Raw genomic sequence first — 25,211 nt, 5'->3', positions numbered from 1 at the left:
TTTTTAAGTGACTCTAAATCGCTAAGGATAACTCCTCTTGTGTCTGCCAGCAATAGATTATTGCTGGAATAAGCGACGAAGTTGAATAAAAAGTATAAAAATAAGAAAAATAGAACAAAATATAAGCGATGGATACTCATTCCAAATAATCCATGGAGTAAGGCCTTCGGCAGGAAATATGCTACTTTGCAAGAGGCCGGAACTGAATGGAGGAAGACTTTCTACTATATCTCCACGTGCATCAATTACTGACGATAAGCCGTCGTTATTGACTACTACTTGATATCGTCCTGTAAGAAGGGAAAGGATTTGAGCCATCTGTAATTGTTGGTAGCTTGCTAATGAGTGTCCAAACCAGCCATTATCACTAATTGAAACGATCCATTGAGCTTTGGGCATTTGATCACGTAAAATATTGGGGTAAGCAATCTCATAACAAATGAGACTTGCTATAGGATGGTTTTCGATTCGAATTAAAGGTTGCTTTCTTTTTCCTGGTAATAGATTGGGTTCAGGTAAATTCAACCAACGATTTATAGCGACCAGAGGCTTGGGAATATACTCACCAAAAGGAACCAGATGGCGTTTGAGCTTTTTCCCTTTTGCCTGCCCAAGCGTAATTACCGAGTTGTAATAATTGGTTTCACTATCATCTGTAGGTTGTAAAATGCCTAACATAAGCGCGCTATTCGCTTTCAGAGCTTTTTTGTTCAGTTTTAATAAGTATTTATCCAAATAACTTGCAGGCAGCGGTATGGCTGATTCTGGTAAAATAATTAATTGCTTACCTAAGAGTTTATTGATTGCATTTTCATAGTATTTTAATAAATTCCAAAATAAGGTTTCATCCCATTTATCGCGCATGGATAAATTAGCCTGAATAGCACCTACACTAATAGGTTCTTGTTTGATTTGTGACCATGAAATATTTTTGCAAAGTGTGGGGCTAATAATAATGAGCACAATTATAATCAAATAGTGGTAGCGTTTTTTGGAGTTTTGTGACACAGCTAAAGTCAGTAATGCAGAAATTAAAACACATACGAAACTGAGTCCGTAAATTCCTAAAATGGGGGCGATGTATTTAATCGGGGTATCAATGAGGACGGTGCCTATTAATAACCAAGGAAAACCGCTAAATAAATTAGAACGACAGTATTCACTCAAGCACCATAAGACACAAAATAGAGTTAATGACACCAATTTTCGATTTTTGAACTCAAGCAATTTATACAGATATGCAACAAGGGCAGGGAAGAGCGCGAGATACATAATGAAAATTAATGTAACTAATCCTGCAAGGAAATAATTGAGTTGACCATAGTCATGAATACTGACTATAACCCAGGAAACTCCAAAACCGAAATAACCTATTCCATACAAAAAACCAAGTGAAAAACCTTGTTTTGCAGAGCAATTTTGTAGACTCGAATAGAGAAAGGCCAAACTTAATAGCGCTAATCCTGGTATATGGAAAGGGGCAAAACCAAAAGGCGCCAGAAGGCCTGCTATAAATACGAAAAAGTATTTAACATAGCCAAGACGAATTGATGAATTCAAAGGGATAGAATTGGCTAAAGCGGTTTGCTTCATGAGTTGTTAAAAAATTATAAAACGATAAGATAATTGAGTCCTTTATCCAGGTCAAGAATTAGTGAAACTTTTTATAGAGGATCTGTCCCCTAATCCAGGTGAAATGCAGATGCAAAATATCAGTAGATCTTGAATATAGCTTGGAGCTGGATTCCGCACATAAGCGCGGAATGTAGAATTTTGATTTTTATATCATGCTAGATGTGATTGTAATAGGTTACTTCTGCCTATGTCCCTCGGCTTGTCCGCGAGATCCAGTTCAGGCCGGGACAGATATTATTTTTTCAGAACATAAGTTCCTGGCGCATCACAAATCGGTCTTATTTCTTTCTCAGGGTTGCCTAGTTCAGGTGGTTTCTTTTTTGTACCCGAATAATCTGTAAGCCATTTTTCCCAGGCTGGCCACCAGGAATCTTTAAAATGAGGGGCTCTTTCCAACCAAATATCAGGAGCTAAATGTTTATCATTTTCTTTATGAGTTAGCATTTGATAACTTCGTCCGGATTCACCTGGCTCATTAACAATCCCCGTGTTGTGTCCGGCATTGGTCAATACAAAGGTAATATCGCTATCAGTAAAGTAATGAATTTTATACACTGATTTCCAAGGAGCTATGTGATCTTTTATAGTACTTACTGCAAAAGTAGGTACTTTAATATCGGCAAGATTAATGCTTTCATCATCAATTTTAAATCGTCCTTCAACTAAATCATTATTTAAAAACAAACTACGTAAATACTTACTATGCATTTTGTAGGGCATGCGTGTAGTATCATAATTCCATGCCATTAAGTCACTAACTTCCTGTCTTTTGCCTAATAAATAATCATAAACTACCCGGGACCAAATGAGATCAATGGAACGTAACATATTAAACGCACCAGCCATTTGCGAACCTTCTAAATAGCCCTTCTCCCACATGATATCTTCAATATAGGTAAGTTGGTTTTCGTCAATAAATAACTGCAGCTCACCTGCATCCTGAAAATCAGTTTGCGCTGCAAACAACGTAATCGTTTTTAATCGATCATCATTATCAGCGGCCATTTTTGCAGCAACCATGGTTAATAAGGTTCCACCAATACAATAGCCTACTGCATGGATTTTTTCTTTCGGAATAATTTGGTTTATTGTTTTTAATGCATCCATCACACCACGTATTGCGTAATCAGAAAAGTCTAAGTCTCTATCTTCAGAGGTTGGATTTTTCCAGGAAATCATAAAAACAGTGTGTCCTTTATCCACTAAGAATTTAACCATTGAATTGTTAGGCGAGAGATCAAGAATATAATATTTCATAATCCAAGCAGGAATGATTAAGACTGGTTCTGGGTGTACTGTTGATGTTGTTGGCTCATATTGGATAAGCTCAATTAAATGATTTCTATAAATAACTTTCCCAGATGTTACTGCTACATTCTTTCCTACTTTATATTGTTCACTTCCCGCTGGTGGTTTATCGTTCAATTTTCGGGTGATGTCATCAACAAAATTATTCCATCCTTTGATAAAATTCATGCCACCTTCATTCATTGTGGTAGTAATCACTTCAGGATTTATTCCAGGAAAATTGGATGGAGCAAAAACGTCCAGAATTTGGCGTGTTACAAAATTAACTATGTTTTCATGATGCTTGGAAACGCCACGAAGATGGGTTGTAGCCTGTTCCCACCATTCCTCTGTTAATAAAAAGGATTGTGAGTACACATTAAATGGAAACTGAGACCATAATTCATTTTGAAAGCGGTGATCGGTTTGACGAACTTCAATACAAGGTTCACATTTATCTTGGCTTTGTTGTTGTATGAATAACAATAAATGCCCAAACTTTTTGAGGGCATTTTTATTTAAGTCAATCCGCTTTGCCGGCGAAAAAATTAAATAGACGAGCCAATCTGTAAAAGACATCATGAGTGTCCCTGGGGATAGCCAGTTACACAATTGACTGATTATAGCGTGGAATAATCTATCAAAACTTAGCCCTTCATAGTCAGATTTTTCTGATTCAGTTAATAAGGGGGGCTGGGCATTCTCAGTAGATTTTGGGGGCTTCTTTTTAGATTGATTCATGATCAATTCCCTTTATGAATTCAAGAATTTTATAAAATATAGTCCTTTTTGAATATTATGTATTAAATAACTCGATTTTAAAAATTGTTATTTTGTTCTGCACATAGTTTAGAGAATACTATCCAATTCTTAATATTTTGTGTAGGATGATTGCGTTTTATAATGGGAGAGGGATAAATGTATAATGTAATGATTACTGGTGCAGGGAAAATTGGTAGCTTAATCGCTTGTTTATTATCAGAAAGCGGTTCTTACCAGGTTCATCTGGTTGATATTGATTTTAATGGATCAGATGTAAAAAGGCTGTTGGACGCAGTACCCAAAATTAAAACAGTAGCCTTGGATGTTCGAGATCAGCAGTCAACCCAAGCTTATATGGAAAAAAATGGTATTGTGGCTGTTATTTCAAGCCTTCCATATTTCCTAAATACTTATGTTGCTGAAGCTGCAAAAGCTGCAAAAGCACATTATTTTGATCTCACCGAAGATACCGCGGTGACTGAAGCAGTGAAAGCAATTGCTCTTGATGCAGAAACTGCATTTGTTCCTCAATGCGGGTTAGCTCCTGGATTTATCAGCATCGCTGCAAATAGTTTAATGCATGAATTTGAAGAGTGTCATCATGTTAAATTACGTGTCGGAGCGCTTCCTCAAAATGCAAATAATGCACTGCAGTATTCATTAACTTGGTCAACTGATGGAGTTATTAATGAATATGGCAACCCCTGTTATGCAATTAAATATGGAAAAGCAGTAACTTTGGCACCTTTAGAAGGGTTGGAAACCATTCAAATCGATGGTTGTGAATATGAGGCATTTAACACCTCAGGTGGATTGGGAAGTTTGGCAGAATTGCATGCGGGTAAAGTACAAACCATGAATTATAAGACCATGCGTTATCCTGGCCATTGTTCAAAGATGCGTTTATTAATGAACGACTTGCGATTAAATCAAGATAGGCCTACGTTAAAACGGATTTTAGAAAATGCTATTCCTAAAACTTATCAAGATCTTGTGATTGTTTATGTTTCTGTTGAAGGAATAAAACGAGGCGAGTTGACCGAAAAAAATTATGTGAAAAAGATTTACCCTGCGGAAATTTGTGGTTTGGAGTGGTCAGCAATTCAAATTAGTACTGCTTCTGGTGTTTGTGCAGTAGTCGATTTAGTACTTGGGCAAGAAAATGAATATAAGGGATTGATATTACAAGAAAAATTCCACTTATCTGCAGTGCTGGAAAATCGCTTTGGTCGTTATTACGCTTAACTGGAAATATCATGGTTACTGTTCCCGGATTATGTTTTGTTAATCAGGGTTCCTATGGAGGTATTTAATGGACATATTAAAACGCTTGAAAATTCACGCAGTTAATCCGGGTGCCTTTAGTGGTCAAGGTTGGCAAAGTGGGGTTCATGAGCATCAATTAATTTCTTATAACCCTGCAAACGGTGAAAAGCTTGCAGAAATAGCAACATGCACTATGCGCGATTATGAAGAGGTAATGATTCGTGCTCAACACGCTGCGCATGAATGGAAAAAAGTTCCTGCTCCTAAAAGGGGAGAAATCATCAGGCAAATTGGTCAAGCATTGCGGGAACATAAAGATGCTTTAGGAAGTTTGGTTTCCCTTGAAATGGGTAAATCCAAGCAGGAAGGGGATGGAGAAGTTCAGGAAATGATTGATATAGCCGATTTTGCGGTAGGTCAATCACGAATGTTATATGGTAATTCCATGCACTCGGAACGCCCTCAGCATAGAATGTATGAGCAGTGGCACCCATATGGTATTGTTGGTGTTATTTCGGCTTTTAACTTTCCTGTAGCGGTTTGGTCTTGGAATGCTTTTTTGGCTGCTATCTGCGGTAATGTGACTCTGTGGAAACCTTCAGCAAAGACTCCTTTGTGTGCTGTTGCGGTTCAGCATATTTGCAATGATGTGTTAAGGGCAAATGGTTGTCCGGAAATATTCAGTTTAATTATTCCTGAAAACCACGATGTAGTTGAGGAAATGGTTAATGATAAACGTATACCTCTTATTTCCTTTACTGGCTCAACAGCTGTAGGTAAACAGGTTGCCGAGAAAGTTGCAGCTCGATTAGGTAAAACTATTTTAGAGTTAGGTGGTAATAACGCAATTATCCTCGATGAATCAGCTGATCTTCATTTAGCAATCCCAGCCATTGTTTTTGGAGCAGTAGGTACTGCAGGTCAACGATGTACTTCTACACGACGTTTATTTGTGCATCATTCTAAATATGATTACGTTGTAGAGCGTTTACGTTTTGCCTATGAGCAAATAACGATTGGTGATCCTTTAGATAAGAAAAATTTAATGGGACCGCTTATTGATAAACAAGCTGTTTATCAATTTAATCAGGCAATAACTCGAATCAAGGAAGCAGGCGGCCGGATTATCTTTGGCGGCGAATCAGTACAACGTCCTGGCTTTTTTGTTCAGCCTACATTGGTATGCAATGTAAAAAATCATTGGGAAATTGTGCAAGAAGAAACATTTGCACCAATTTTGTACGTTATGTCTTTTAAGACAATCGATGAGGCGATTGCTTTACAAAATCATGTACCCCAGGGATTGTCTTCTGCCATGTTCACTCAAAACCTGAAAAATGCAGAACATTTTTTAAGTGCCTGGGGTAGCGATTGTGGAATAGCCAATATTAATATAGGCACTTCAGGTGCAGAAATTGGCGGTGCATTTGGTGGAGAAAAAGAAACTGGTGGTGGCCGTGAATCCGGTTCTGATTCTTGGAAAGCATACATGCGTCGACAAACCAATACAATAAATTGGGGAAATGAGTTACCTTTGGCTCAAGGGATTCGCTTTGACTTGTCTTGATTTAAGTCAATTGTTGTAGCCTGGGTGAAGCGAAGCGTAACCTAGGTTCATAGAACATAAATTACCCGGGTTACGCTTCGCTTCACCCAGGCTACATTGTAATTAATGAGGAAAAAAGAATGCAGGGACCTTTTTTTATAAAAAAAGTCGCAGTTCTGGGGGCTGGTGTTATGGGGGCGCAGATTGCAGCGCACTGTGTTAACGCAGGTATAGAAACGTTACTCTATGATTTGGCATCTAAAGAAGGGAATACGAATGCACTGATTGATAAGTCAATAGCTAATTTAGGGAAGCTAAAACCTGCTCCTCTTGCTACTGCACAAACTGCGGCATTGCTGCAAGCGCGAAATTATGATCAGGATCTTGCTGATTTGTCTTCATGTGATTTAATTATTGAGGCAATCGCTGAGCGCTTGGATTGGAAAGAAGATTTATACAAGCGGATTTCCCCATTTTTAGCAGAACACTCTATTTTAGTGAGTAATACTTCAGGTTTAAGTATTAATTCTTTATGTTCTGTTTTACCCGAAGCACATAGAAAGAATTTTTGTGGCGTTCACTTTTTTAATCCTCCGCGTTATATGCATCTTGCAGAACTTATTCCTGCTGAAACTACGGATAAGGAATTAGTGGATGACCTGGAGACATGGTTAACTCGTTACCTAGGAAAAGGGGTGGTACGTGCCAAGGATACACCTAATTTTATTGGCAATCGCATAGGCGTATTTTCTCTCTTAACGACCTTGCATCATGCTTTTGCTATGGACATGGGATTGGATGAAGTTGATGCATTGACAGGCCCTTTGTTGGGAAGACCAAAATCCGCTACGTTTCGCACTATGGATGTTGTCGGTCTGGATACCATGCAACATGTAATCCACACAATGCAACAACAGTTACAAGATGATCCATGGCATCATACTTTTAAACTGCCCGAATGGCTTCTTAATCTCATTAAAGAGGGACATTTAGGGCAAAAAACAGGTCAGGGTATTTATAGGAAAAATGGTAAAGTCATTGAGGTTTATGATGTTGGAACAGCAACTTATCGCTCGGCGCAACCTGTTGTAAGTGATGAGTTAAAAGCGATTATGGGTAGTCCTGATCCGGCAGCACGCATGCAAAACCTTATGATTTCCAATAACAAGCAAGCGCAATTCTTGGCTGCATGTTTCAGAGATTTATTCCATTATTGTGCGTATCATCTTGAGTCAATTGCAGATAATGTTCGAAATGTTGATTTGGCGATTCGCTGGGGCTTTGGATGGATGCAAGGACCTTTTGAAACATGGCAATTAGCAGACTTGGCAAAAATGACCCAGTATATAAATCAAGCAATAAAGGAAAAATCATCGCTTAGTACCGCGCAATTGCCCGGATGGCTTTTTGAAATCGATGCTTTTTATACTGAAAAGGGCGCATACTCTCCACAGAGGAATGATTATCAATCGCGAAGCCAATTACCTGTGTACAAACGTCAATTCTTTACTGACCGGGTTATTAAAGAAGCAGTACGCCCTACATCTGTGATTTATGAAAATGAAGGCGTGTGTTTATGGCATTTACAAGATGATGTTGCTGTAGTGAATTTCAAAAGTAAAGCAAATACTGTGGGGCAAGCAGTTCTTGATGGATTGGAAGCTGCAGTGGAAACCGCAGAAAAACAATGCCGTGGATTAATTATTTATCAATACGATGCGACTAATTTTTGTTCGGGGGCTGACTTACGCGGGGTTCTTAATTTAATTAAAGACAACAAAATGCAGGCTTTGGACACTATGATTGCACAATTTCAACGTATCGCATTACGTTTGAAATACAGTTCTGTTCCAACAGTTGCAGCATTGAGGGGGCGTGCTCTTGGTGGTGGCTGTGAACTAATGATGCATTGTGATGCAGTGGTTGCTGCCTTTGAAGCTTATCCTGGTCTGGTTGAGTTTGGTGTTGGAGTTATACCTGCAGGGGGTGGATGCAAAGAAATGGCCATGCGTGCTGCGCATCTGGCTCCTAAAGGAGAGTTGATGGCAGTTCTTCAGGGTTACTATCAACAGATCGCCACTGCGCAAGTTGCAGGTTCAGCTGCTGAGGCAATGCAAATGGGCTATTTACGAAGTACGGACAGCTATGTCATGAATGCTGATGAAGTGCTCTATGTTGCATTGGCTAAGATAAATTTCATGCATACGGAAAATTATCTCCCTCCTTTAAAGAAACAGTTCCAAATTGCTGGAATTGAAGGTAAAGCACGATTACAGGCGGGTTTGGTTAACTGGTTAGAGGGTGGATTTATTTCTCAGCATGATTATTTTATTGCTATGGAGCTGGCAACAGTGCTTTGTGGTGGCAATCTCAATCAAAACACATTTGTTGATGAGAACTGGATGCTTAAGTTAGAGCGGGAAGCTTTTATAACTCTTGCTGGAACGCAATTAACTCAAGCACGGATTAGTCATTTACTAGAAACTGGCAAGCCGTTACGCAACTAAGGGAGATTTGAAAATGACTAATGTATATATAGTTGACGCATTACGTACCCCAGTAGGTAAAGCACCACGCGGTGTATTTAAGAATACTTTACCCGACGATTTATTGGCCCATGTGATCAGAAATTTAATGAAACGGAATCCGTCAGTAGATCATCAGGAGATCGGAGACGTTGTAATAGGTTGTGCTATGCCTGAGGCAGAGCAAGGCATGAATGTAGCACGTATTGCATCGTTACTTGCTGACTTACCTCAATCTGTTCCCGCAATGACAATTAATCGTTTTTGTTCTTCTGGGGTGCAAAGTATTGCTACTGTTGCAGAGTCTATACGTAGTGGTGATATGCATTTAGCTCTTGCTGGTGGTGTTGAAAGCATGTCTATGGTTCCTTTAGGTGGAAATAAATACACGGCGAATCCTGTGATATTCAATAATGACGATATCGCAATTGCATACGGGATGGGTATTACCGCTGAAAATGTTGCAAAACGCTGGGAGATTACTCGAGAGCAACAAGATGAGTTTGCTGCTGAAAGTCATAAAAAAGCGGTAGCAGCACAGCAACGTGGGGACTTTAAAGCAGAGATCAGTCCCGTAGAAATTACCATAAGACAGGCAGATTTAGAAAATGCCGCAGTAATAATGAAGAAAAAATGGGTTCATGATGATGAAGGACCACGAGCCGATACTTCTTATGAGGTTATTTCTAAATTAAAACCAGTCTTTGCTGCAAAGGGAACGGTTACCGCAGGAAACAGCTCACAGACCAGTGATGGTGCAGGTATTGCTTTATTGGCTAGCGAAGAGGCTTTACACCAATATAATTTAAAACCAATGGGACGATTATTAAGTTATGCTGTCGCTGGGGTTCCTCCTGAAATTATGGGGATTGGTCCTATCAAAGCAATTCCAGTTGCTTTAAAACGAGCTGGTATCACTTTAGATCAGTTGGATTGGATAGAGCTCAATGAGGCTTTTGCAGCGCAAGCTTTAGCAGTGATTAAAGAGCTTGATCTTCCACGAACCAAAGTGAACCCTTTAGGTGGAGCTATTGCCTTAGGACATCCTTTAGGCGCAACAGGTGCAATAAGAACAGCTACTTTATTGCATGGATTAAAAAGAACTAAAGGACGATATGGCATGGTCACCATGTGTATTGGCACTGGCATGGGAGCTGCTGCAATATTTGAAGCTTTATAGTTTATAGATAAGGAGCGGCAAAACGAAGCTCGAGTTTGTTTTGCCGCTCTCGAGCTTCATGTTTTTAAAGAAAATTTTTTATAAGATACTACTTAGTTTTTATCGCGGAATATAATGCGACCTTTGGACAAGTCATAGGGAGTTAACTCGACTTTGACTTTATCACCAGTCAAAATTCTAATGTAGTTTTTACGCATACGACCAGAAATGTGGGCAGTGATAACATGTCCATTTTCTAATTCAACACGAAACATGGTGTTGGGTAAGGTATCTATAACCGTTCCAGCCATTTCTATATGATCTTCTTTTGCCATAGGTCTCTCAGTGATGTACCAAATTTATAAGGTTTATTATTATATACTTACTGCGTGTATACTGCACTAAAATGAAGAAAATGGCAATCTAGGCCCATTAAAATTTAATTATTTGGCATTATTTCATGATTCGTTTACTACAGACATTATAGACTCAGGTATTAATATAATTTCTCTTATCTTGCTTTATTGGTATTAACTAATCCAGGAATATCCTCAGCTATAAATACATTGCCAACATAGTCAACATAGTGTTTCTCTAGACTAACTTGTGTTCGAGTGGGTCTAATCAGTCCATGCAAATTAAATTCATTTTTTTGTAATTCAATACACAGTGTTTTAATCTGTTCTGGAGTAACACTTTGTTCAAATAGCATTTTTGCAGTATTGAGAAAGCGTTGCATTTCATCATCAAATGTTACTTTATCTTGCATATATTTTGCTTTTACTTCAAGTGTATCTGTAAATGCAGGTTCTTTAGGAGGCTTAGGAACTATTTTCCAACCGTCATGGGTTAATCCAAATCGGAGATGTTTTACCATTTCATGTTCTTGAGAGTAATATGAAACAGTCATTATTCCTGCTGAATTATCTCGTATTAAGAATACAGCCTTAGTTTCTTTTTTTGTGGCACCGTGGTTTTCCAAAATATCATGTAATTGGTTACTGCTAAGTTTTCCGAAAATAATAGGAACTTTAGACTCTGATTCATTATTTTGTTTCGAATCCATAGACGAATACTCCGGGTTATTTAGTGACCACATTGTCAATCATTGAAGCCATAACAGGATGAAATGGTAATGGTATGTCTATATCGTATAATAATAGTACACTGTTGTTGCTATTTGAAATGTTAAGGCAAAATGATATTCCAAGGACCTTGTTTTGTAGGATGTTTTAATGACTGGGATAGCATGTGAAGAAATTCTTTTCGTCCGATAACTTTGGCGCCTAGACTTTGTAAATGGGTGGTTGGAATTTGGCAGTCAATAAAATCAAAACTCCAGTCTGCCATTGTTTTGCATAAATAATAAAAAGCAATTTTTGAGGCATCTGTTATCCTGTGGAACATCGATTCACCAAAAAAAGCATGGCCTAAACTGAGTCCATATAAGCCTCCTACAAGTTCATTTTCATACCATATTTCAAAGGAATGAGCATAGCCCATAGTATGTAAGCGAGTGTATGCTTCAATCATTTCTTTCGTAATCCAGGTATTATTTATTCGTTCAGTACACGTAGCACACGCAGTAATTACTTGTTTAAATGCTGTATCTATTGTAAATCTGAAGGATTTTTTTAATGATTTTTGTAAACTGCGAGACACTTTAAACTCATTGGGAATCAATATGAGCCTTGGGTTTGGAGACCACCAGAGAATAGGCGTCCCTGGCTCATACCAAGGAAAAATTCCCTGTCTATAAGCTTGAAGTATACGCTGGGGTTCTAAATCACCACCAATGAATAATAGACCTTGGTCATCGCTTGTTTCTGGATTTGGAAAGAAGTGCGTTTCATGGCTCAATACAATCTCCTAGATTTATCAAGAATTTTTCTCTTACAAATCTTTTTTATTCTACAATTATTATAAACCTAGAAAAAGCAGTTGAACTTGCTGCAACTACTTTTTTCTAGATGAAACAAGAACTGGAGGAACCAATTGGATTATTTGTATAGCCTGGGAAATATTTTAATGCTTTTGAGTCTTTGTTTTAGAAAAGTACTCTTTCTTCGTACAATATTTATACTATCTGATTTATCGTTTTTGCTCTATGGTGCATTGGCTGATGTACCTCCAGTTGCATATTGGGCTATCGCATCATTAATGATTAATTTTGTACAGATTGGTATTTTGTTAAGAGATATGATGCCTAGAGACTTGCCTTATGATTTGCAACAAATAAAAGATTTATTCTTTTCAAGTATGCAAACGAGTGATTTTATTCGCCTGATTAAATTAAGTTACCGAGGTACTTCCAGCAATAAAAAAATGCTGACTAAAGGGGAACCTGTAGAAAATTTAATGTTGATCACTGAAGGTTTGGTTTATATTGAAGTAGATGGAGCTATTATAAAAGTAGGTCCTTATCACTTTATTGGTGAGATGAGTTATTTTAGAGACGGTAAAGCCAGCACTACCATATATTCACGAGAACCCGTAGATTTTTTATATTGGCGTTATTCCGATTTACGCCGCTTACAAGAAAAAAACCCTCCCTTATTTATGAAAATGATTGAAGCTATGGGTAAAGATATTATGTTGAAAATGCTTCATCAAAATAAAACACCAGAGTCAGCATAAGTGGCGGATCTATTTGGGGCAGCAAAGCAGAGTTGTTTTATTATAAATCAGCTTCACCGCACACCAGATTTCAATTAAACGCTATTTTCCTAAATTCAAATCCAAGTATTGCTCTGCATCAAGAGCCGCCATACAACCAAAACCAGCAGAGGTAATGGCTTGTCGGTACACATGATCAGCAACATCACCACAAGCAAATACGCCGGGAATAGAAGTGCTGGTTGCCATACCTTCCAGTCCTGATTTGATAACGATATAACCATTATTCATGATCAATTGATCTTTAAATAAATCAGTATTAGGTGTGTGTCCTATAGCAATGAATACACCATCGACATTTAACAATTCCTTTGTATCATTTTGCACATTACGAATTAAAGCTCCAGTTACTTTCTTATCATCGCCAATGACTTCATCAAGAGTGGAGTTCCAAATTATTTTAATATTGCCGTTATGTGTTTTTTCAAAGAGTTTATCCTGAAGGATTTTCTCAGCACGCAGGCTGTCGCGTCGATGTACTAAGGTTACGGAAGAAGCGAGGTTAGACAAATAAAGCGCTTCTTCAACTGCAGTATTTCCTCCGCCAATAACACAGACTGCTTTATTGCGGTAAAAAAAGCCATCACATGTGGCGCAGGCAGAAACCCCTCGGCCTTGATAAGCTGATTCTGACTCTAACCCCAGATATCGTGCAGAAGCTCCAGTAGCGATGATCAACGCATCACAGGTATAAATATCACTGTCACCATGCAGTGTAAAAGGTGCTTGTGCTAAATTAGCTTTAACAATATGATCAAAAATAATTTGAGTATCAAAGCGTTCTGCATGTTTTTGCATACGCTCCATCAGGGCAGGGCCTTGTAATCCCTCGATGTCACCAGGCCAGTTATCAACATCCGTCGTCGTCGTTAATTGACCTCCTGGTTGCATTCCAGTGATTAAAACTGGATGAAGATTGGCTCTTGCAGCATAGACTGCAGCGGTGTAACCTGCTGGTCCTGAACCTAATATGATTAAGCGGTGATGATTGCTTGAGCTCATTATCTCTGCCTTCCTTAATATTTTGATATTTTGTGTTAAGATGGCGAATATTATGACAAAAACAACGATATGAAAATACCTATGGAAAAACAACATTCAGGAAAAAAATCTGGTGCATCCAAAAAACACATGCCTAGCTATGTTGTAAAGCGACTTAGCGAGGGTAGTTTTATATTAATTTTAACAAGTGCTCTTTTTGTGCTCTTGTCTTTACTAACTTATAAAATCAGTGATCCTGGATTTTCCCATGCTTCACGAGCTGGAGCAGTTGTTGCAAATTCAGGCGGACAAGTGGGCGCATATATTGCGGACGCGCTGTATTTTGTATTTGGATATTTTGCCTATTTGGTACCTATCGCTTTTGTTTATATTTCCTGGGCCTTATTGCACGATTTTCGTGCATTAAAAACTCTTGATAAACGTGTTTTAGTTCTTCGTTCTGTTGGATTGATGCTTATGTTTGCTGGAGGCTGCGGTTTATTAAGCCTCGAGGCAGAGATGAATCAATTGGATTCTATTCATGGTGCCGGAGGATTTATAGGACAGGCTGTTGGTGGCGGTTGGTATCAAATGCTGAATTTATATGGAGCAAGCTTAGTTCTATTGGCTATGCTTTTAGTAGGGACTACATGGTTAACCGGTTTATCCTGGATAAGGGCGATTGAACTTATTGGTTTTTATACATTATTCGCTGTAAATTATGTTTCTAAGGCAATACAAAAAGTAGTGGCTCTTTTTAAGGCCCAAGTCGAGCGTTCAAAGTCAAAAGAAATAACCAAAACACCTCGCGAAAAACCTGCTCCGAAATTATTTAAACCAAAAGTAGAGAAAGAAAGTGAGGTGGTGGTAGCTCCTCCTATTTTAATTACTAATGAAGTAAAACCTGAAATTGTTAAACCAGTTAAGGAAATAAAAGAAATCCGTATTCCTAAAGTAAGTACTTCCGGTGAATTACCCTCTCTAAGCTTATTAGATAAAGGACAACCTGGAAAACCAATGGGTGGATACACGCATCAGGAGCTGGAGAATTTATCACGGGAAGTAGAACAACATTTACTGGATTTTGGCATTCAGGCTGGAGTGGTAGCTGTACATCCGGGACCTGTGGTCACTCGCTTTGAATTACAATTGGCAGCAGGGGTTAAAGTAAGCAAATTGACTGCATTGGCTAAAGATTTAGCCCGGTCCTTATCCGTAATTTCAGTTCGTGTTGTTGAAGTAATTCCAGGTAAAACTGTAGTTGGGTTAGAGCTACCCAATCATTCGCGAGAAACTGTTCGATTATCGGATGTTTTATTAGCGGAGGTATATCAACAGGCGCATTCGCCGATAACCTTAGCCTTAGGCGTTGATATTGCAGGACACCCTGTAGTGGTTGATCTGGCAAAAATGCCGCATTTATTGGTTGCTGGGACAACAGGGTCTGGTAAATCAGTTGGTATTAATGCCATGATTCTAAGTATCTTGTTTAAGGCAACCCCCGATCAGGTACGACTTATTATGGTTGATCCTAAAATGTTGGAGCTATCAGTTTATGATGGTATTCCGCATTTGTTGACTCCTGTGGTTACCGATATGAAAGAGGCTGCCAGTGCTTTGCGTTGGTGTGTCGAAGAGATGGAACGTCGTTATAAACTGATGGCTGCTTTGGGCGTAAGAAACTTGGCAGGCTTCAATAGTAAAATCGCCGAAGCGATTGCTGATGGCCAATCTTTAGTTAATCCTTTATGGAAGCCTGTTGATTCAATGGATGAAACAGCTCCAGAGTTAGAGCCTTTACCCCATATTGTCGTCGTGATTGATGAGCTTGCCGACATGATGATGGTTGTAGGGAAGAAGGTAGAACAGTTAATCGCACGCATTGCTCAAAAAGCCCGTGCTGCTGGAATTCATATGATTCTTGCGACACAGAGACCCTCGGTGGATGTTTTGACTGGGTTGATTAAATCAAATATTCCTACAAGGATGTCGTTTCAAGTTTCGTCAAAAATTGATTCTCGTACTATATTAGATCAACAAGGTGCTGAACAATTATTAGGACATGGAGATATGCTCTATTTGGCACCAGGGAGCGGAGCACCTTTACGTGTTCATGGCGCGTTTGTTGATGACAAAGAGGTTCATCGTATTGCTGATGACTGGCGTGCTCGAGGGGAACCTGATTATATTGATGATATTTTAAAATTAACTGCTGATGGTAATGAAGGGGGAACAGATGAAGACGGCCAATCCACGGCTGAGGATGATGATCCTCTTTATGATCAAGCAGTAGAGTTCGTTATTCAAACGCGCAAGGCAAGTATTTCTGCAGTTCAGCGACGTTTAAAAATAGGTTACAACCGTGCAGCAAGAATGGTTGAGGAAATGGAGCGAACAGGAATTGTGGGCCCATTAGATGGCGGTTATCGTGATGTCTTGGTGTCATCCGTGACGGAGGATTAACAATGAAAAAAATATTAATCGCATTACTCTTGAGTGTTTCTATCGCAGGATATTGTGAAACACCTGATGCATTGTTGCAGGCCAAATTAAATGGTATTCGCTCAATGACAGCTGTTTTTAAGCAAACAGTAAAAGCAAAACATCGAGTAGTATCTCGTTCATCAGGGACTATGGCATTACAAAGACCGGGTCGATTTCGTTGGCAGACGACACAGCCTATGGAGCAGTTAATGGTAGCTGATGGTCAGAAAATTTGGGTCTATGACAAGGATCTGGAGCAAGTAACTGTTAAAACGCAACAAAAAGGTTTAGGAGGAACTGCTGCTTTATTCTTGAGTGGTTATGACGATACTGTAACCCGAGATTTTAAAGTGGCTCAGAGTAATGTGGGTAATGAGCTTGTTTTTGATTTGAAATCAAAATCACCTAAAGCAAATTTCCAACGGATAAAATTGATGTTTCGCCAAAATACCTTAACAGGTCTGGAGCTTTATGATCAATTGGGTCAAGTAACAACGGTCCAATTATTGCAAATCAAATTAAACCCTAAATTGGCTGCTAGTTTATTTCAATTCAAAACGCCAAAAGGGGTTGATGTGGTTCGGCAATGAGCTTATTTAAGACGATGCCCACACCACCATTAGCAGAACTTTTAAGACCCAAAAGTCTGGATGAAGTAATTGGGCAAAGTCATTTATTGGGAGAAGGAAAATCCTTACAGCTTAGTTTTGCTGGGAAAAAGCTTCATTCAATGATTTTATGGGGGCCGCCAGGAGTTGGTAAAACGACGATTGCCCGCATTGCCGCTGAAGCTTTTGACTGCGAATGGATAGCGCTTTCCGCAGTTTTCTCCGGTGTTAAGGACATCCGCGCTGCAGTTGAAAAAGCCCAAGAAAATCTGACCTATGGTAAACATACTTTATTGTTTATTGATGAAATTCATCGTTTTAACAAAGCGCAACAAGATGCATTATTACCTTATACTGAATCGGGTTTAGTGACTTTCATAGGGGCTACTACTGAAAATCCTTCTTTTGAGGTAAATTCAGCTTTGCTGTCACGCGCCCAAGTTTATGTTTTGAAGTCTTTGACTGATGAAGAATTAAAACGTTTGTTCCAAAAAGCATATAAGGCTGTTTTATCTCATATCCAGTTTGATGATGATGCGATAGAAATGCTTATCGGATTTGCCGATGGTGATGCCCGACGGTTATTAAATAGCCTTGAACAATTGCTTGCAGCATGCACCACAATGAATAATATACATGTCACTAAAGAATTTGTTATGAATTCACTGACAGAGCAGGTCAGGCGTTTTGATAAAGGCGGCGAAAATTTTTACGATCAAATTTCTGCGCTGCATAAATCAGTGCGTGGCTCTCATCCTGATGCAGCACTTTATTGGTTATGCCGTATGTTAGATGGGGGAGTAGACCCTCGTTATTTGGCACGGCGTATTGTGAGAATGGCATGGGAAGACATTGGTTTAGCTGATCCACGAGCTGTTCAAATTGCAAATGATGCTGCAGTTACTTACGAAAGATTGGGTTCTCCTGAGGGAGAGCTTGCTCTGGGGGAGGCCGTCATTTATTTATCAATTGCTGCAAAAAGTAATGCAGCTTATGTCGCGTTCAACGAGGCTATGGATTTTGTAAAACGGGATAAATCTCGAGAAGTGCCTATTCATTTGCGCAATGCTCCTACCCGTTTAATGAAAAAGCTAGGATATGGAAAAGAGTATCGTTATGCTCATGATGAACCCCATGCTTATGCTGCTGGAGAACATTACTTACCTGAAGGGATGCAAGAACCCGGCTGGTATAAGCCAGTAAGTCGTGGTCTAGAAATAAAGATTGCCGAGAAGTTAGATTTTTTAAAATCACTGGATGAAAAAAAGCGAGAATCTTAACCTGAGTTCTGTGACACTTCACTCAGGTTATATATTTTACAATGATGCTCTAGAGTACAATTTATTCTCTGCACTTAGATTTTCTATTTCTTCTAGCAATTCTTTTTTGAGCAAGCCAAGAGATGTATAACTGTAAAACAATGAATGGCGTTTGCGTAATCCCGTGATGCAACTTGTTAACGAATTAAGAATTAATGCATTACAATCGCGAGGAATCCAATCCGGATCTTCATGATCGGGATTAGATATTTTGTATACGTTGCCAAAGTCAATCAAGTAGGCTTTAAAGGTACCGTCTTCCTTTTTTTCTATTAAAATATTGTCCAGCTTCAAGTCACCATGACGTAACCCCAAGCTGTGAAATCTATGAACCTCATCCACAATAGCAAGTATTTGTTGGCAATAAGTCAGGGGATCTGCACGATAATCACTTAAACTATAACTTACTGGAGAAGCATTTAAAAACGGTAAAACCAGTCGAATCTGGCCATTTTTATCCCTAAATAAGTCTGCTTTTTTTTCTGGATATACTGTATTCCATATTGTTTTTTCTTTTTCGTAGGCAGTTGCATAAAAATTAATAATTTCCTCACTATCTTTGCTCTTATATCTAGGTTTTTTAACAATGAAACTGGGTTTGTTTTCTATGCCAAAAAATCTGTTGATGGAAGTATATCCACCTGGATTGCCTCGAAGTGGAGTGTATATCACTCCATTGAGTTCGAAAGTTGAGTTACTCCTTTTAAGTTCATTAGAAAATTCATATTTGCATTTTGTCATAATAATCACCTGATTCACTGCCAAAATGTCAACCAATTATTTGTTAATTATCAGTTAACTTATAGCTTGATTCTGCAAAAAACCTTTTTAGATGAAAGTCATGAGCCGTGATTTCCATCAAAATTAACTCATATGATAGCCAAAGCTAAAATTTTTATGCAAAATTTTAATTTGAGCGCTTTGTATTGGTTTGAAGGTTGAAAAACCAGTATCGCGAAGCCTGAACACTGGTATTGGAGAGGATTAGTTTGTTAGCGCTATTTACAAATAACTCCGCCCAACCTCGACAACAGTGTCCAGGTAGCGCATCATCATTTGTGGTAAGCATGTTAGTAGCATATTAGGCAGTAATAATATCAAGTAAAAATACATTATGCATAAATTTATTTATAATATCAAATGCAAGAAAGAAAAAATGGAGTTTGGATTAATTGTATGATTTTAAATATATTTTCATTTTACTCTAAATTTGTTACAGTCATCTTAATTAATTAAAATAATTTCATCCAGTATGCATTATTCTAATTACCAAACATGTGCTGTAAGACCGCAAATACCTCTTTCTGAGTGGGATATTTTATCCAGCTTGCCAACTGCTTTGGTAATCATCAATTCTCAAGGACGAATTGTGTGGTTAAATCCACCAGCTGAAGCAATGCTGGGGTATGGGTTACTCGATTCATTATGGTTGGATGTGATTTTACGCGCTTTTGTTCCTCGTGCTGATGATGGACATGAAGTATCTCTGGCAGATGGTCGTCGAGTCCATGTAGCGATTGCAACTTTTGACAGTTTGCCGGGCATATTGGTCAGTTTAACTGATATAACTGCTACGCGGGATTATGAGAAGGCTAAAGAAAATGAAAAACGATTAGTCTCAATTGGCACAATGACTGCACAGCTCGCACATCAAATCAGAACTCCTTTGGCTTCAGCGATGTTGTATACAGAACATTTGAATAATCTTCCTGATTTGGATGTGCGTACCCAAAATTGGATTCATCGATTGCAAGAGTGTCATACCAGTATTGAGCAGCAAATTCAGGACTTATTATTGTTTGCACGAGGCACTACAATAGAGCCGACACGTATGGATATGAACTATTGGTGTTCCTTACTCGTACAACGTGCGCAGCCTTATGTTTTAGCTCGTAATGTAACATTCAATGTGAACAATCAGCTGATTTCCAGTGAGTCATTAGTTCATGCAGAGTCATTAATTGGTGCTGTTTTAAACTTGGTGATCAATTCATTGCAATCTGATGCAACAGAAATTAATTTAACACTTGCATCTATGGATGATTCAGGTATACAAATATCAGTAGAGGACAATGGTAAAGGAATGACTGAAGAAGTAAAGAACCAGGCCTTTTCCCCTTTTTATACTACAAAGGCACAAGGAAATGGTTTAGGTTTGGCGGTTGTTTATGCTGTAGTAAAAGCACACGGCGGACGGTTGAGTCTGGAATCTACGGAAGGAGTTGGAACTCAAGTTAATTTGTTTTTGCCGTAATATTTTAAGTCGTCATCCTGAGCATGTTGAAGTGTCTCCTGCTTAAGTTTTTAAAATGCATTCGGGAGATGCTTTACCGCGCCCTGGATGATATCCTTTTTATAACACTTAGAAAAAGGACTTTTTATGAGTCATGTTTTAATCGTTGAAGATGATCCAGTATTAAGGGAAGCGCTGGCTGAAACAATGACTATTGCTGGCCATACATATATTACTGCTAAAGATGGCAAGGAAGCTTTGGCGCTTCTAGAAATTCATAATCCATCAGTGGTACTAACGGATATTCGCATGGATGAACTTGATGGAAATCAGCTATTAGCTGAGATTCAAAAAAGAAGACTTGGGCTACCTGTAATTTTGATGACTGCTTATGGATCAGTACAAGATGCGGTGAATGCTCTTCATAACGGTGCGGTAGATTACCTCCAAAAGCCATTTAGTGCCCAAGTGTTAACTGAAAAAATAAATCAATACATTAAAGTGGAGTTTGATGAGGATACTGGAGAGCCCATTGCCCAGGATCCTAAAAGTCAGGCCTTACTGACTATGGCATTAAAAGTGGCCCAATCGGATGTCGGTGTGATGATTAGTGGAGAGAGTGGCACGGGTAAAGAGGTCTTAGCTCATTTTATTCATGATCATTCACCCCGGAAAAAACAACCTTTCATTGCGATTAATTGTGCTGCAATTCCGGAGCAAATGCTCGAGGCTACTTTATTTGGTTATGAAAAAGGTTCATTTACTGGAGCTTATAAATCAACGGCTGGAAAGTTTGAACAGGCACAAGGGGGAACTTTGCTTCTTGATGAAGTGAGTGAAATGCCTTTAAGTTTACAAGCTAAATTGCTTCGAGTATTACAAGAAAAAGAAGTGGAGCGAATTGGAGCTAATAAAACAATTAGTTTGGATGTACGCATTCTGGCTACCACCAACCGACAGCTTAAGGATGAAGTGAAGGCTGGTCGGTTTAGGGAAGACTTGTTTTATCGTTTGAATGTATTCCCATTGCAGTGGCATCCTTTACGTGAAAGAAAGAATGACATAATTCCCTTGGCTAACTATTTAATTCGTAAACATTGCCAGCATAAGCAACCTGTGGTTCCGGTGATTTGTCCAGCAGCTCAGAAGCTGATGTTGGCTTACCCATGGCCGGGAAATGCGCGGGAATTAGATAATGTAATTCAAAGAGCATTAGTTTTACAAACTCAAGGCATTATAGAAGCAGAGCATTTACAATTGTCATTAAACGCGACCTTGGTTCCTGAAACTACCCCGGCCGCTAACAGTAAAAATTTGCAAATTCATGAATTTGAATTAATTGAAAAAACTTTATTAGAGAATGAAGGAAATAGACAGAAAGTCGCAGCTTTATTGGGGGTAAGTGAACGAACATTACGCTATAAATTAGCAAAAATGCGAGAGGAAGGGTATACAGTATAAAAAATTGTATCACCTTGGTGCGATGACATAAGAGGCTGCTATGACCTTGGTCACCAGAAAAAGGGATAAAACGCCAAATAATTATGAGGTAAATAGGGATGAGTGATATTAATACGGTTAATCTGCTAAATCAGATAAAGACAATGTCTGCCAAGGCTGAAGGTGCAGTGATTGAAACAGAAACAAATCAAGCTCCTTTTGGTACGGTATTTCAACAAGCATTAAATCAGGTCAATGAGTTAAATCAATCTGCAGACTCTTTAAAAACACGTTTTGAAATGGGTGATCCTAACGTGAGTTTAGGAGAAGTAATGATAGCGGCCCAAAAATCCAATTTGGGGCTTGAAGCTACTGTTCGGGTTCGCAACAAAGTGGTACAAGCGTATCAAGACATTATGAATATGCCAGTATAATTAGGAGCTTGAAATGGCATTGGCTGATAGTGCATCAACAGTGGCAGCAAAGTTTGCAAATCTTTCTATTGCGCGTCAAATTGGTTTACTTGTGGGAGTTGCTGCAAGTATTGCCATCGGTTTAGCGGTTGTTTTATGGTCTCGTGATCCGAATTATGTTCCTTTATACACACAAATGAATGCGCGTGATGCGGCTGAAGTAGTCTCTGCCCTTGAGCGTAATGGCTTTGATTTTAAGATTGATAATAACAATAGCATGATTATGGTTGCGGCCGATAATCTGCAAAACGTACGTCTTAAATTGGCAATGGAAGGATTGCCTCGTGATCCTGTGGCTTCAGAAGAACTTTTTTCCAGCTCTAATGCGTTTAACAGTAGTCAATTCATGGAAAACGCGCGTTACAAGCAAGCGCTGGAGGCTGAGCTTGCCCGTACTATAAGTAAGTTCAATGATATTAAATCAGCTCGAGTTCATTTAGCAATTCCACGTGAATCGGCTTTTGTTCGTGATGCTCATGAGCCTAGTGCTTCTGTTTTTCTAGATGTTTATTCAGGTTTGGAGCTTAAAAAGCATACAATTGCAGCAATTGTAAATTTGGTTGCATCCAGCATTCCAAATCTCTCTGCAAGTCGGGTGACGGTTGTTGATCAAGATGGTCAATTGTTAAATGAAGGCGGTGGGCAAACTCTTTTTACAGATACAGAGCGCTTTTTAGATTACAGACAAAATTTGGAACATCAATATGCTCAAAAAATTCAAGATATTTTAACACCAATACTTGGTTATGGACGGGTTAGAGCAAAAGTTTCTGCTGATATAGATTTTACCAGTTATGAACAAACGCAAGAAATGTTTAATCCTGAACTGCCTTCTTTACGTAGTGAACAAACCATGGAAGAGAAACGTAATGTTTCAAATGAAGCAGTTGGAGTGCCTGGTACTTTATCTAATACACCGCAGGCTAATCCTGCTCTTACTCCCAAGAACGCCCCCCCTAAAAATGTACCACCAAATGCACAACCACAACCCCAGGCAGCGTCAGATACCAGCCAATCCATTGATTCGCGCACACAAAGTACTAAGAATTTTGAGCTGGATAAAACAATTAGCCATACCAAAAATCAACCTGGAACGATTAAACGACTCACTGTTGCGGTTTTGGTAGACAACAAAGCCGTAAGGGATGAGAAAACTAAAAAAATGTCTAAAACTCCTTTAACGCAAAAGGAAATACAGCAAATTAAATTACTTGTTGCAGATGCAATTGGATTAAATGCACAACGTGGTGATAGTTTAAATGTGATCAATACTGATTTTGTTAAACCTGATCCTATAGCTGCTATTCCTGAAGAGCGTTTTTGGCAAAAAGATATTTTCTGGTCCATAGTGAAGCAAACGGCAGCCGCTTTATTTGTTTTAGCTTTAATTTTTGGTGTGCTAAGGCCAATGTTAAAAACACTCGCTAGCAATCGAAATGTCAGAGGGGTTACGGATGATGAGCAACCTATAGCAGATTTGACCTATGATGGGACAATTTCAATCAAAGAAGCAAATGATTATGAATCACAGTTAAATTTATTACGCCAGGTTGTTGATAAAGAACCCAAGCGCGTAGCACAGGTAGTTAAAAATTGGGTTGATCGGGGGTAATTATGGATGGGATTGAGCGTGCTGCTATCTTGCTATTAAGCATGGGCGAAAAAAATGCTGCTGAAGTATTAAAACATCTCGAACCGAGACAAGTACAAAAGGTGGGGGTCGCGATGACGACGCTCAATAATGTTACCAAGGCGAAAATGGAAAATGTGCTTGTTGAATTTACGAATGCTATTGGGGAGCAAACTAGTTTAACGGTAGATACTGAGCATTATTTACGAACGGTACTCATTGAAGCTTTAGGACTAGAAAAAGCGACTCCATTTATTGATCGAATCCTGATTTCTGATAAAGACAGCGGACTTAACCGTTTAAAATGGTTAGATGGTCGATTAATCGCTGATGTAATACGTAATGAGCATCCACAAATTATTGCAACGATATTAATCCATTTGGATAGTGAACAAGCAGCTGAAGTGGTGCGCTATTTTAGTGTGGAGAAACGCTCGGAGGTATTATTGCGGATGTGTAATATTGATACAGTAAAACCAGAAGCCATTTCCGAACTAGGACAAGTGATAGAGAAACAACTTAGTGGTCAGAAAGTAAGTAAATCTGCCTCTGTAGGAGGCATTAAGAGCGTTGCTGACGTAATTAACTATTTTGATGGTGCTATGGAGGAAGAAGTACTCAATAAAATTAAAGATTGGGATGAAGAGCTAAGCGAAAAAATCCGAGACAAAATGTTTGTCTTTGAGAATTTGGTGGATATGGATGATCGAAGCATGCAAACGTTATTGCGTGATGTAACGCCTGAGCAATTAAAACTGGCTTTGAAAGGAACTACCGAGCCTACTAAGGAAAAAATATTCTCTAATATGTCTAAACGCGGCGCTGATTTATTACGAGAGGATATTGAGTTACAAGGCCCTGTTAAAGTAGTGGATGTAGAGCGTGCCCAACGTGATATTCTGGCTATAGCAAAAAGCCTTGCAGAAGAAGGTAAGATCGCACTAGGCTCCAAAGGTGGGGATGAGATGATTTAACGTATGGGTTGTATGGCGTCATCCACTAAGTTCTAGGTAAGGCGCAATTCAAGAGAAGTGAAGGAGTGTACTCAAGTTCAAGTACATGACCTGAGCCGAACGAGCTTGCAACGATGTATAGGGCTTAGTGGATGGCGCTATAGTGCAAGGAACTGGGGTTTATTTTCTTTGAGTTCACCGCACTAAAGTTACATTTTATGATTGGATATGATT

At 38.9% G+C, this 25,211-nt stretch carries 20 protein-coding genes; 13 read left to right on the top strand and 7 right to left on the bottom strand.

The genetic code is table 11. The features are described from left to right. Positions 1 to 57 precede the first annotated feature (57 nt). Together lnt and A8O27_RS06015 are read right to left on the bottom strand one after the other, a co-directional pair. The gene (gene lnt / locus A8O27_RS06020; protein ID WP_058459266.1) at positions 58 to 1,593 is read right to left on the bottom strand and encodes an apolipoprotein N-acyltransferase; all 1,536 of its coding nucleotides are present in this window, start codon (positions 1,591 to 1,593) and stop codon (positions 58 to 60) included. A 276-nt stretch (positions 1,594 to 1,869) separates the two neighbouring features. Further along, positions 1,870 to 3,663 carry a PHA/PHB synthase family protein gene (locus A8O27_RS06015; protein WP_058459267.1) on the bottom strand — a complete coding sequence of 598 codons (1,794 nt, stop codon included), beginning with the start codon at positions 3,661 to 3,663 and terminating at the stop codon, positions 1,870 to 1,872. A 177-nt stretch (positions 3,664 to 3,840) separates the two neighbouring features. On the opposite strand from A8O27_RS06015, the gene A8O27_RS06010 reads away from it, so the two are divergent. The 4 genes from A8O27_RS06010 to A8O27_RS05995 all read left to right on the top strand — a co-directional run bounded on the left by A8O27_RS06010 (position 3,841) and on the right by A8O27_RS05995 (position 10,201). Continuing rightward, on the top strand, positions 3,841 to 4,929 hold the full coding sequence (locus A8O27_RS06010) for a saccharopine dehydrogenase family protein (protein WP_058459268.1): 1,089 nt from the start codon (positions 3,841 to 3,843) through the stop codon (positions 4,927 to 4,929). Positions 4,930 to 4,996: 67 nt separating this feature from the next. Next, on the top strand, positions 4,997 to 6,517 hold the full coding sequence (gene amaB / locus A8O27_RS06005) for an L-piperidine-6-carboxylate dehydrogenase (RefSeq protein WP_058459269.1): 1,521 nt from the start codon (positions 4,997 to 4,999) through the stop codon (positions 6,515 to 6,517). Between the two features lie 119 nt (positions 6,518 to 6,636). After that, complete coding sequence (locus A8O27_RS06000) at positions 6,637 to 9,003, top strand: 3-hydroxyacyl-CoA dehydrogenase/enoyl-CoA hydratase family protein (RefSeq protein WP_058459270.1); 2,367 nt, start codon at positions 6,637 to 6,639, stop codon at positions 9,001 to 9,003. Positions 9,004 to 9,016: 13 nt separating this feature from the next. Beyond that, positions 9,017 to 10,201, top strand: a complete 1,185-nt coding sequence (locus A8O27_RS05995; protein WP_058459271.1) for an acetyl-CoA C-acyltransferase — start codon at positions 9,017 to 9,019, stop codon at positions 10,199 to 10,201. Positions 10,202 to 10,293: 92 nt separating this feature from the next. Here A8O27_RS05995 and infA read toward each other — a convergent pair whose 3' ends face one another. The 3 genes from infA to aat all read right to left on the bottom strand — a co-directional run bounded on the left by infA (position 10,294) and on the right by aat (position 12,040). Further along, a complete protein-coding gene (infA, locus tag A8O27_RS05990; RefSeq protein WP_058459272.1) occupies positions 10,294 to 10,515 on the bottom strand; it encodes a translation initiation factor IF-1 in 222 nt (73 codons plus the stop codon). A 176-nt stretch (positions 10,516 to 10,691) separates the two neighbouring features. Further along, on the bottom strand, positions 10,692 to 11,279 hold the full coding sequence (locus A8O27_RS05985; protein WP_235810503.1) for a hypothetical protein: 588 nt from the start codon (positions 11,277 to 11,279) through the stop codon (positions 10,692 to 10,694). Positions 11,280 to 11,368: 89 nt separating this feature from the next. Beyond that, complete coding sequence (gene aat / locus A8O27_RS05980; RefSeq protein ID WP_058459274.1) at positions 11,369 to 12,040, bottom strand: leucyl/phenylalanyl-tRNA--protein transferase; 672 nt, start codon at positions 12,038 to 12,040, stop codon at positions 11,369 to 11,371. 168 nt (positions 12,041 to 12,208) lie between these two features. Here aat and A8O27_RS05975 point away from each other — a divergent pair, with 168 nt between their 5' ends. Continuing rightward, positions 12,209 to 12,817, top strand: coding sequence for a cyclic nucleotide-binding domain-containing protein (locus A8O27_RS05975; protein WP_235810504.1), 609 nt, complete (start codon positions 12,209 to 12,211; stop codon positions 12,815 to 12,817). Between the two features lie 81 nt (positions 12,818 to 12,898). Here A8O27_RS05975 and trxB read toward each other — a convergent pair whose 3' ends face one another. Continuing rightward, on the bottom strand, positions 12,899 to 13,858 hold the full coding sequence (trxB, locus tag A8O27_RS05970; RefSeq protein ID WP_058459276.1) for a thioredoxin-disulfide reductase: 960 nt from the start codon (positions 13,856 to 13,858) through the stop codon (positions 12,899 to 12,901). 81 nt (positions 13,859 to 13,939) lie between these two features. Between trxB and A8O27_RS05965 the strand changes: the two genes are divergently transcribed. From A8O27_RS05965 to A8O27_RS05955, 3 genes are read left to right on the top strand one after another with little or no spacing between them, the layout of a single operon-like run. Further along, a complete protein-coding gene (locus tag A8O27_RS05965; RefSeq protein WP_058459277.1) occupies positions 13,940 to 16,300 on the top strand; it encodes a DNA translocase FtsK in 2,361 nt (786 codons plus the stop codon). 2 nt (positions 16,301 to 16,302) lie between these two features. Beyond that, positions 16,303 to 16,911, top strand: a complete 609-nt coding sequence (gene lolA, locus A8O27_RS05960; protein ID WP_058459278.1) for an outer membrane lipoprotein periplasmic chaperone LolA — start codon at positions 16,303 to 16,305, stop codon at positions 16,909 to 16,911. Beyond that, positions 16,908 to 18,209 (top strand): replication-associated recombination protein A, encoded by a 1,302-nt coding sequence (locus A8O27_RS05955; protein ID WP_058459279.1) that lies wholly within the window; start codon positions 16,908 to 16,910, stop codon positions 18,207 to 18,209. The genes lolA and A8O27_RS05955 overlap by 4 nt, the downstream gene beginning before the upstream one ends. 36 nt (positions 18,210 to 18,245) lie before the next feature. On the opposite strand, the gene A8O27_RS05950 is transcribed toward A8O27_RS05955, so the two are convergent. Continuing rightward, entirely contained in the window at positions 18,246 to 18,989 is a 744-nt protein-coding gene (locus A8O27_RS05950; RefSeq protein WP_058459280.1) for a lipopolysaccharide kinase InaA family protein, read from the bottom strand. A 511-nt stretch (positions 18,990 to 19,500) separates the two neighbouring features. Between A8O27_RS05950 and A8O27_RS05945 the strand changes: the two genes are divergently transcribed. From A8O27_RS05945 to fliG, 5 genes are all read left to right on the top strand, one after another. After that, the gene (locus tag A8O27_RS05945) at positions 19,501 to 20,502 is read left to right on the top strand and encodes a sensor histidine kinase (protein WP_058459281.1); all 1,002 of its coding nucleotides are present in this window, start codon (positions 19,501 to 19,503) and stop codon (positions 20,500 to 20,502) included. Between the two features lie 126 nt (positions 20,503 to 20,628). Beyond that, positions 20,629 to 21,942, top strand: coding sequence for a sigma-54-dependent transcriptional regulator (locus A8O27_RS05940; RefSeq protein WP_058459282.1), 1,314 nt, complete (start codon positions 20,629 to 20,631; stop codon positions 21,940 to 21,942). 98 nt (positions 21,943 to 22,040) lie between these two features. Next, a complete protein-coding gene (gene fliE / locus A8O27_RS05935; protein WP_058459283.1) occupies positions 22,041 to 22,355 on the top strand; it encodes a flagellar hook-basal body complex protein FliE in 315 nt (104 codons plus the stop codon). Between the two features lie 13 nt (positions 22,356 to 22,368). Further along, positions 22,369 to 24,006, top strand: coding sequence for a flagellar basal-body MS-ring/collar protein FliF (gene fliF, locus A8O27_RS05930; RefSeq protein WP_058459284.1), 1,638 nt, complete (start codon positions 22,369 to 22,371; stop codon positions 24,004 to 24,006). Positions 24,007 to 24,008: 2 nt separating this feature from the next. After that, positions 24,009 to 24,998, top strand: a complete 990-nt coding sequence (fliG, locus tag A8O27_RS05925) for a flagellar motor switch protein FliG (protein WP_058459285.1) — start codon at positions 24,009 to 24,011, stop codon at positions 24,996 to 24,998. The last annotated feature ends 213 nt before the right edge of the window (positions 24,999 to 25,211 follow it).

This window comes from Legionella bozemanae (assembly GCF_001648595.1).
Lineage (GTDB): Bacteria > Pseudomonadota > Gammaproteobacteria > Legionellales > Legionellaceae > Legionella > Legionella bozemanae.
Note: the sequence above shows the minus strand (reverse complement) of the source record. Positions and strands in the feature narration are given on the sequence as shown.

Bases quoted from the DNA above. Each gene is read 5' to 3' on its own strand.
- amaB (WP_058459269.1), top strand. From the start codon at position 4,997: ATGGACATATTAAAACGCTTGAAAATTCACGCAGTTAATCCGGGTGCC.
- A8O27_RS05995 (WP_058459271.1), top strand. From the start codon at position 9,017: ATGACTAATGTATATATAGTTGACGCATTACGTACCCCAGTAGGTAAA.
- infA (WP_058459272.1), bottom strand. From the start codon at position 10,515: ATGGCAAAAGAAGATCATATAGAAATGGCTGGAACGGTTATAGATACC.
- fliF (WP_058459284.1), top strand. From the start codon at position 22,369: ATGGCATTGGCTGATAGTGCATCAACAGTGGCAGCAAAGTTTGCAAAT.
- A8O27_RS06010 (WP_058459268.1), top strand. From the start codon at position 3,841: ATGTATAATGTAATGATTACTGGTGCAGGGAAAATTGGTAGCTTAATC.
- A8O27_RS05975 (WP_235810504.1), top strand. From the start codon at position 12,209: ATGCTTTTGAGTCTTTGTTTTAGAAAAGTACTCTTTCTTCGTACAATA.
- A8O27_RS05950 (WP_058459280.1), bottom strand. From the start codon at position 18,989: ATGACAAAATGCAAATATGAATTTTCTAATGAACTTAAAAGGAGTAAC.
- trxB (WP_058459276.1), bottom strand. From the start codon at position 13,858: ATGAGCTCAAGCAATCATCACCGCTTAATCATATTAGGTTCAGGACCA.
- A8O27_RS05945 (WP_058459281.1), top strand. From the start codon at position 19,501: ATGCATTATTCTAATTACCAAACATGTGCTGTAAGACCGCAAATACCT.
- A8O27_RS05940 (WP_058459282.1), top strand. From the start codon at position 20,629: ATGAGTCATGTTTTAATCGTTGAAGATGATCCAGTATTAAGGGAAGCG.
- A8O27_RS06015 (WP_058459267.1), bottom strand. From the start codon at position 3,663: ATGAATCAATCTAAAAAGAAGCCCCCAAAATCTACTGAGAATGCCCAG.
- fliG (WP_058459285.1), top strand. From the start codon at position 24,009: ATGGATGGGATTGAGCGTGCTGCTATCTTGCTATTAAGCATGGGCGAA.
- lolA (WP_058459278.1), top strand. From the start codon at position 16,303: ATGAAAAAAATATTAATCGCATTACTCTTGAGTGTTTCTATCGCAGGA.
- lnt (WP_058459266.1), bottom strand. From the start codon at position 1,593: ATGAAGCAAACCGCTTTAGCCAATTCTATCCCTTTGAATTCATCAATT.
- A8O27_RS05985 (WP_235810503.1), bottom strand. From the start codon at position 11,279: ATGTGGTCACTAAATAACCCGGAGTATTCGTCTATGGATTCGAAACAA.
- A8O27_RS05965 (WP_058459277.1), top strand. From the start codon at position 13,940: ATGGAAAAACAACATTCAGGAAAAAAATCTGGTGCATCCAAAAAACAC.
- A8O27_RS06000 (WP_058459270.1), top strand. From the start codon at position 6,637: ATGCAGGGACCTTTTTTTATAAAAAAAGTCGCAGTTCTGGGGGCTGGT.
- A8O27_RS05955 (WP_058459279.1), top strand. From the start codon at position 16,908: ATGAGCTTATTTAAGACGATGCCCACACCACCATTAGCAGAACTTTTA.
- fliE (WP_058459283.1), top strand. From the start codon at position 22,041: ATGAGTGATATTAATACGGTTAATCTGCTAAATCAGATAAAGACAATG.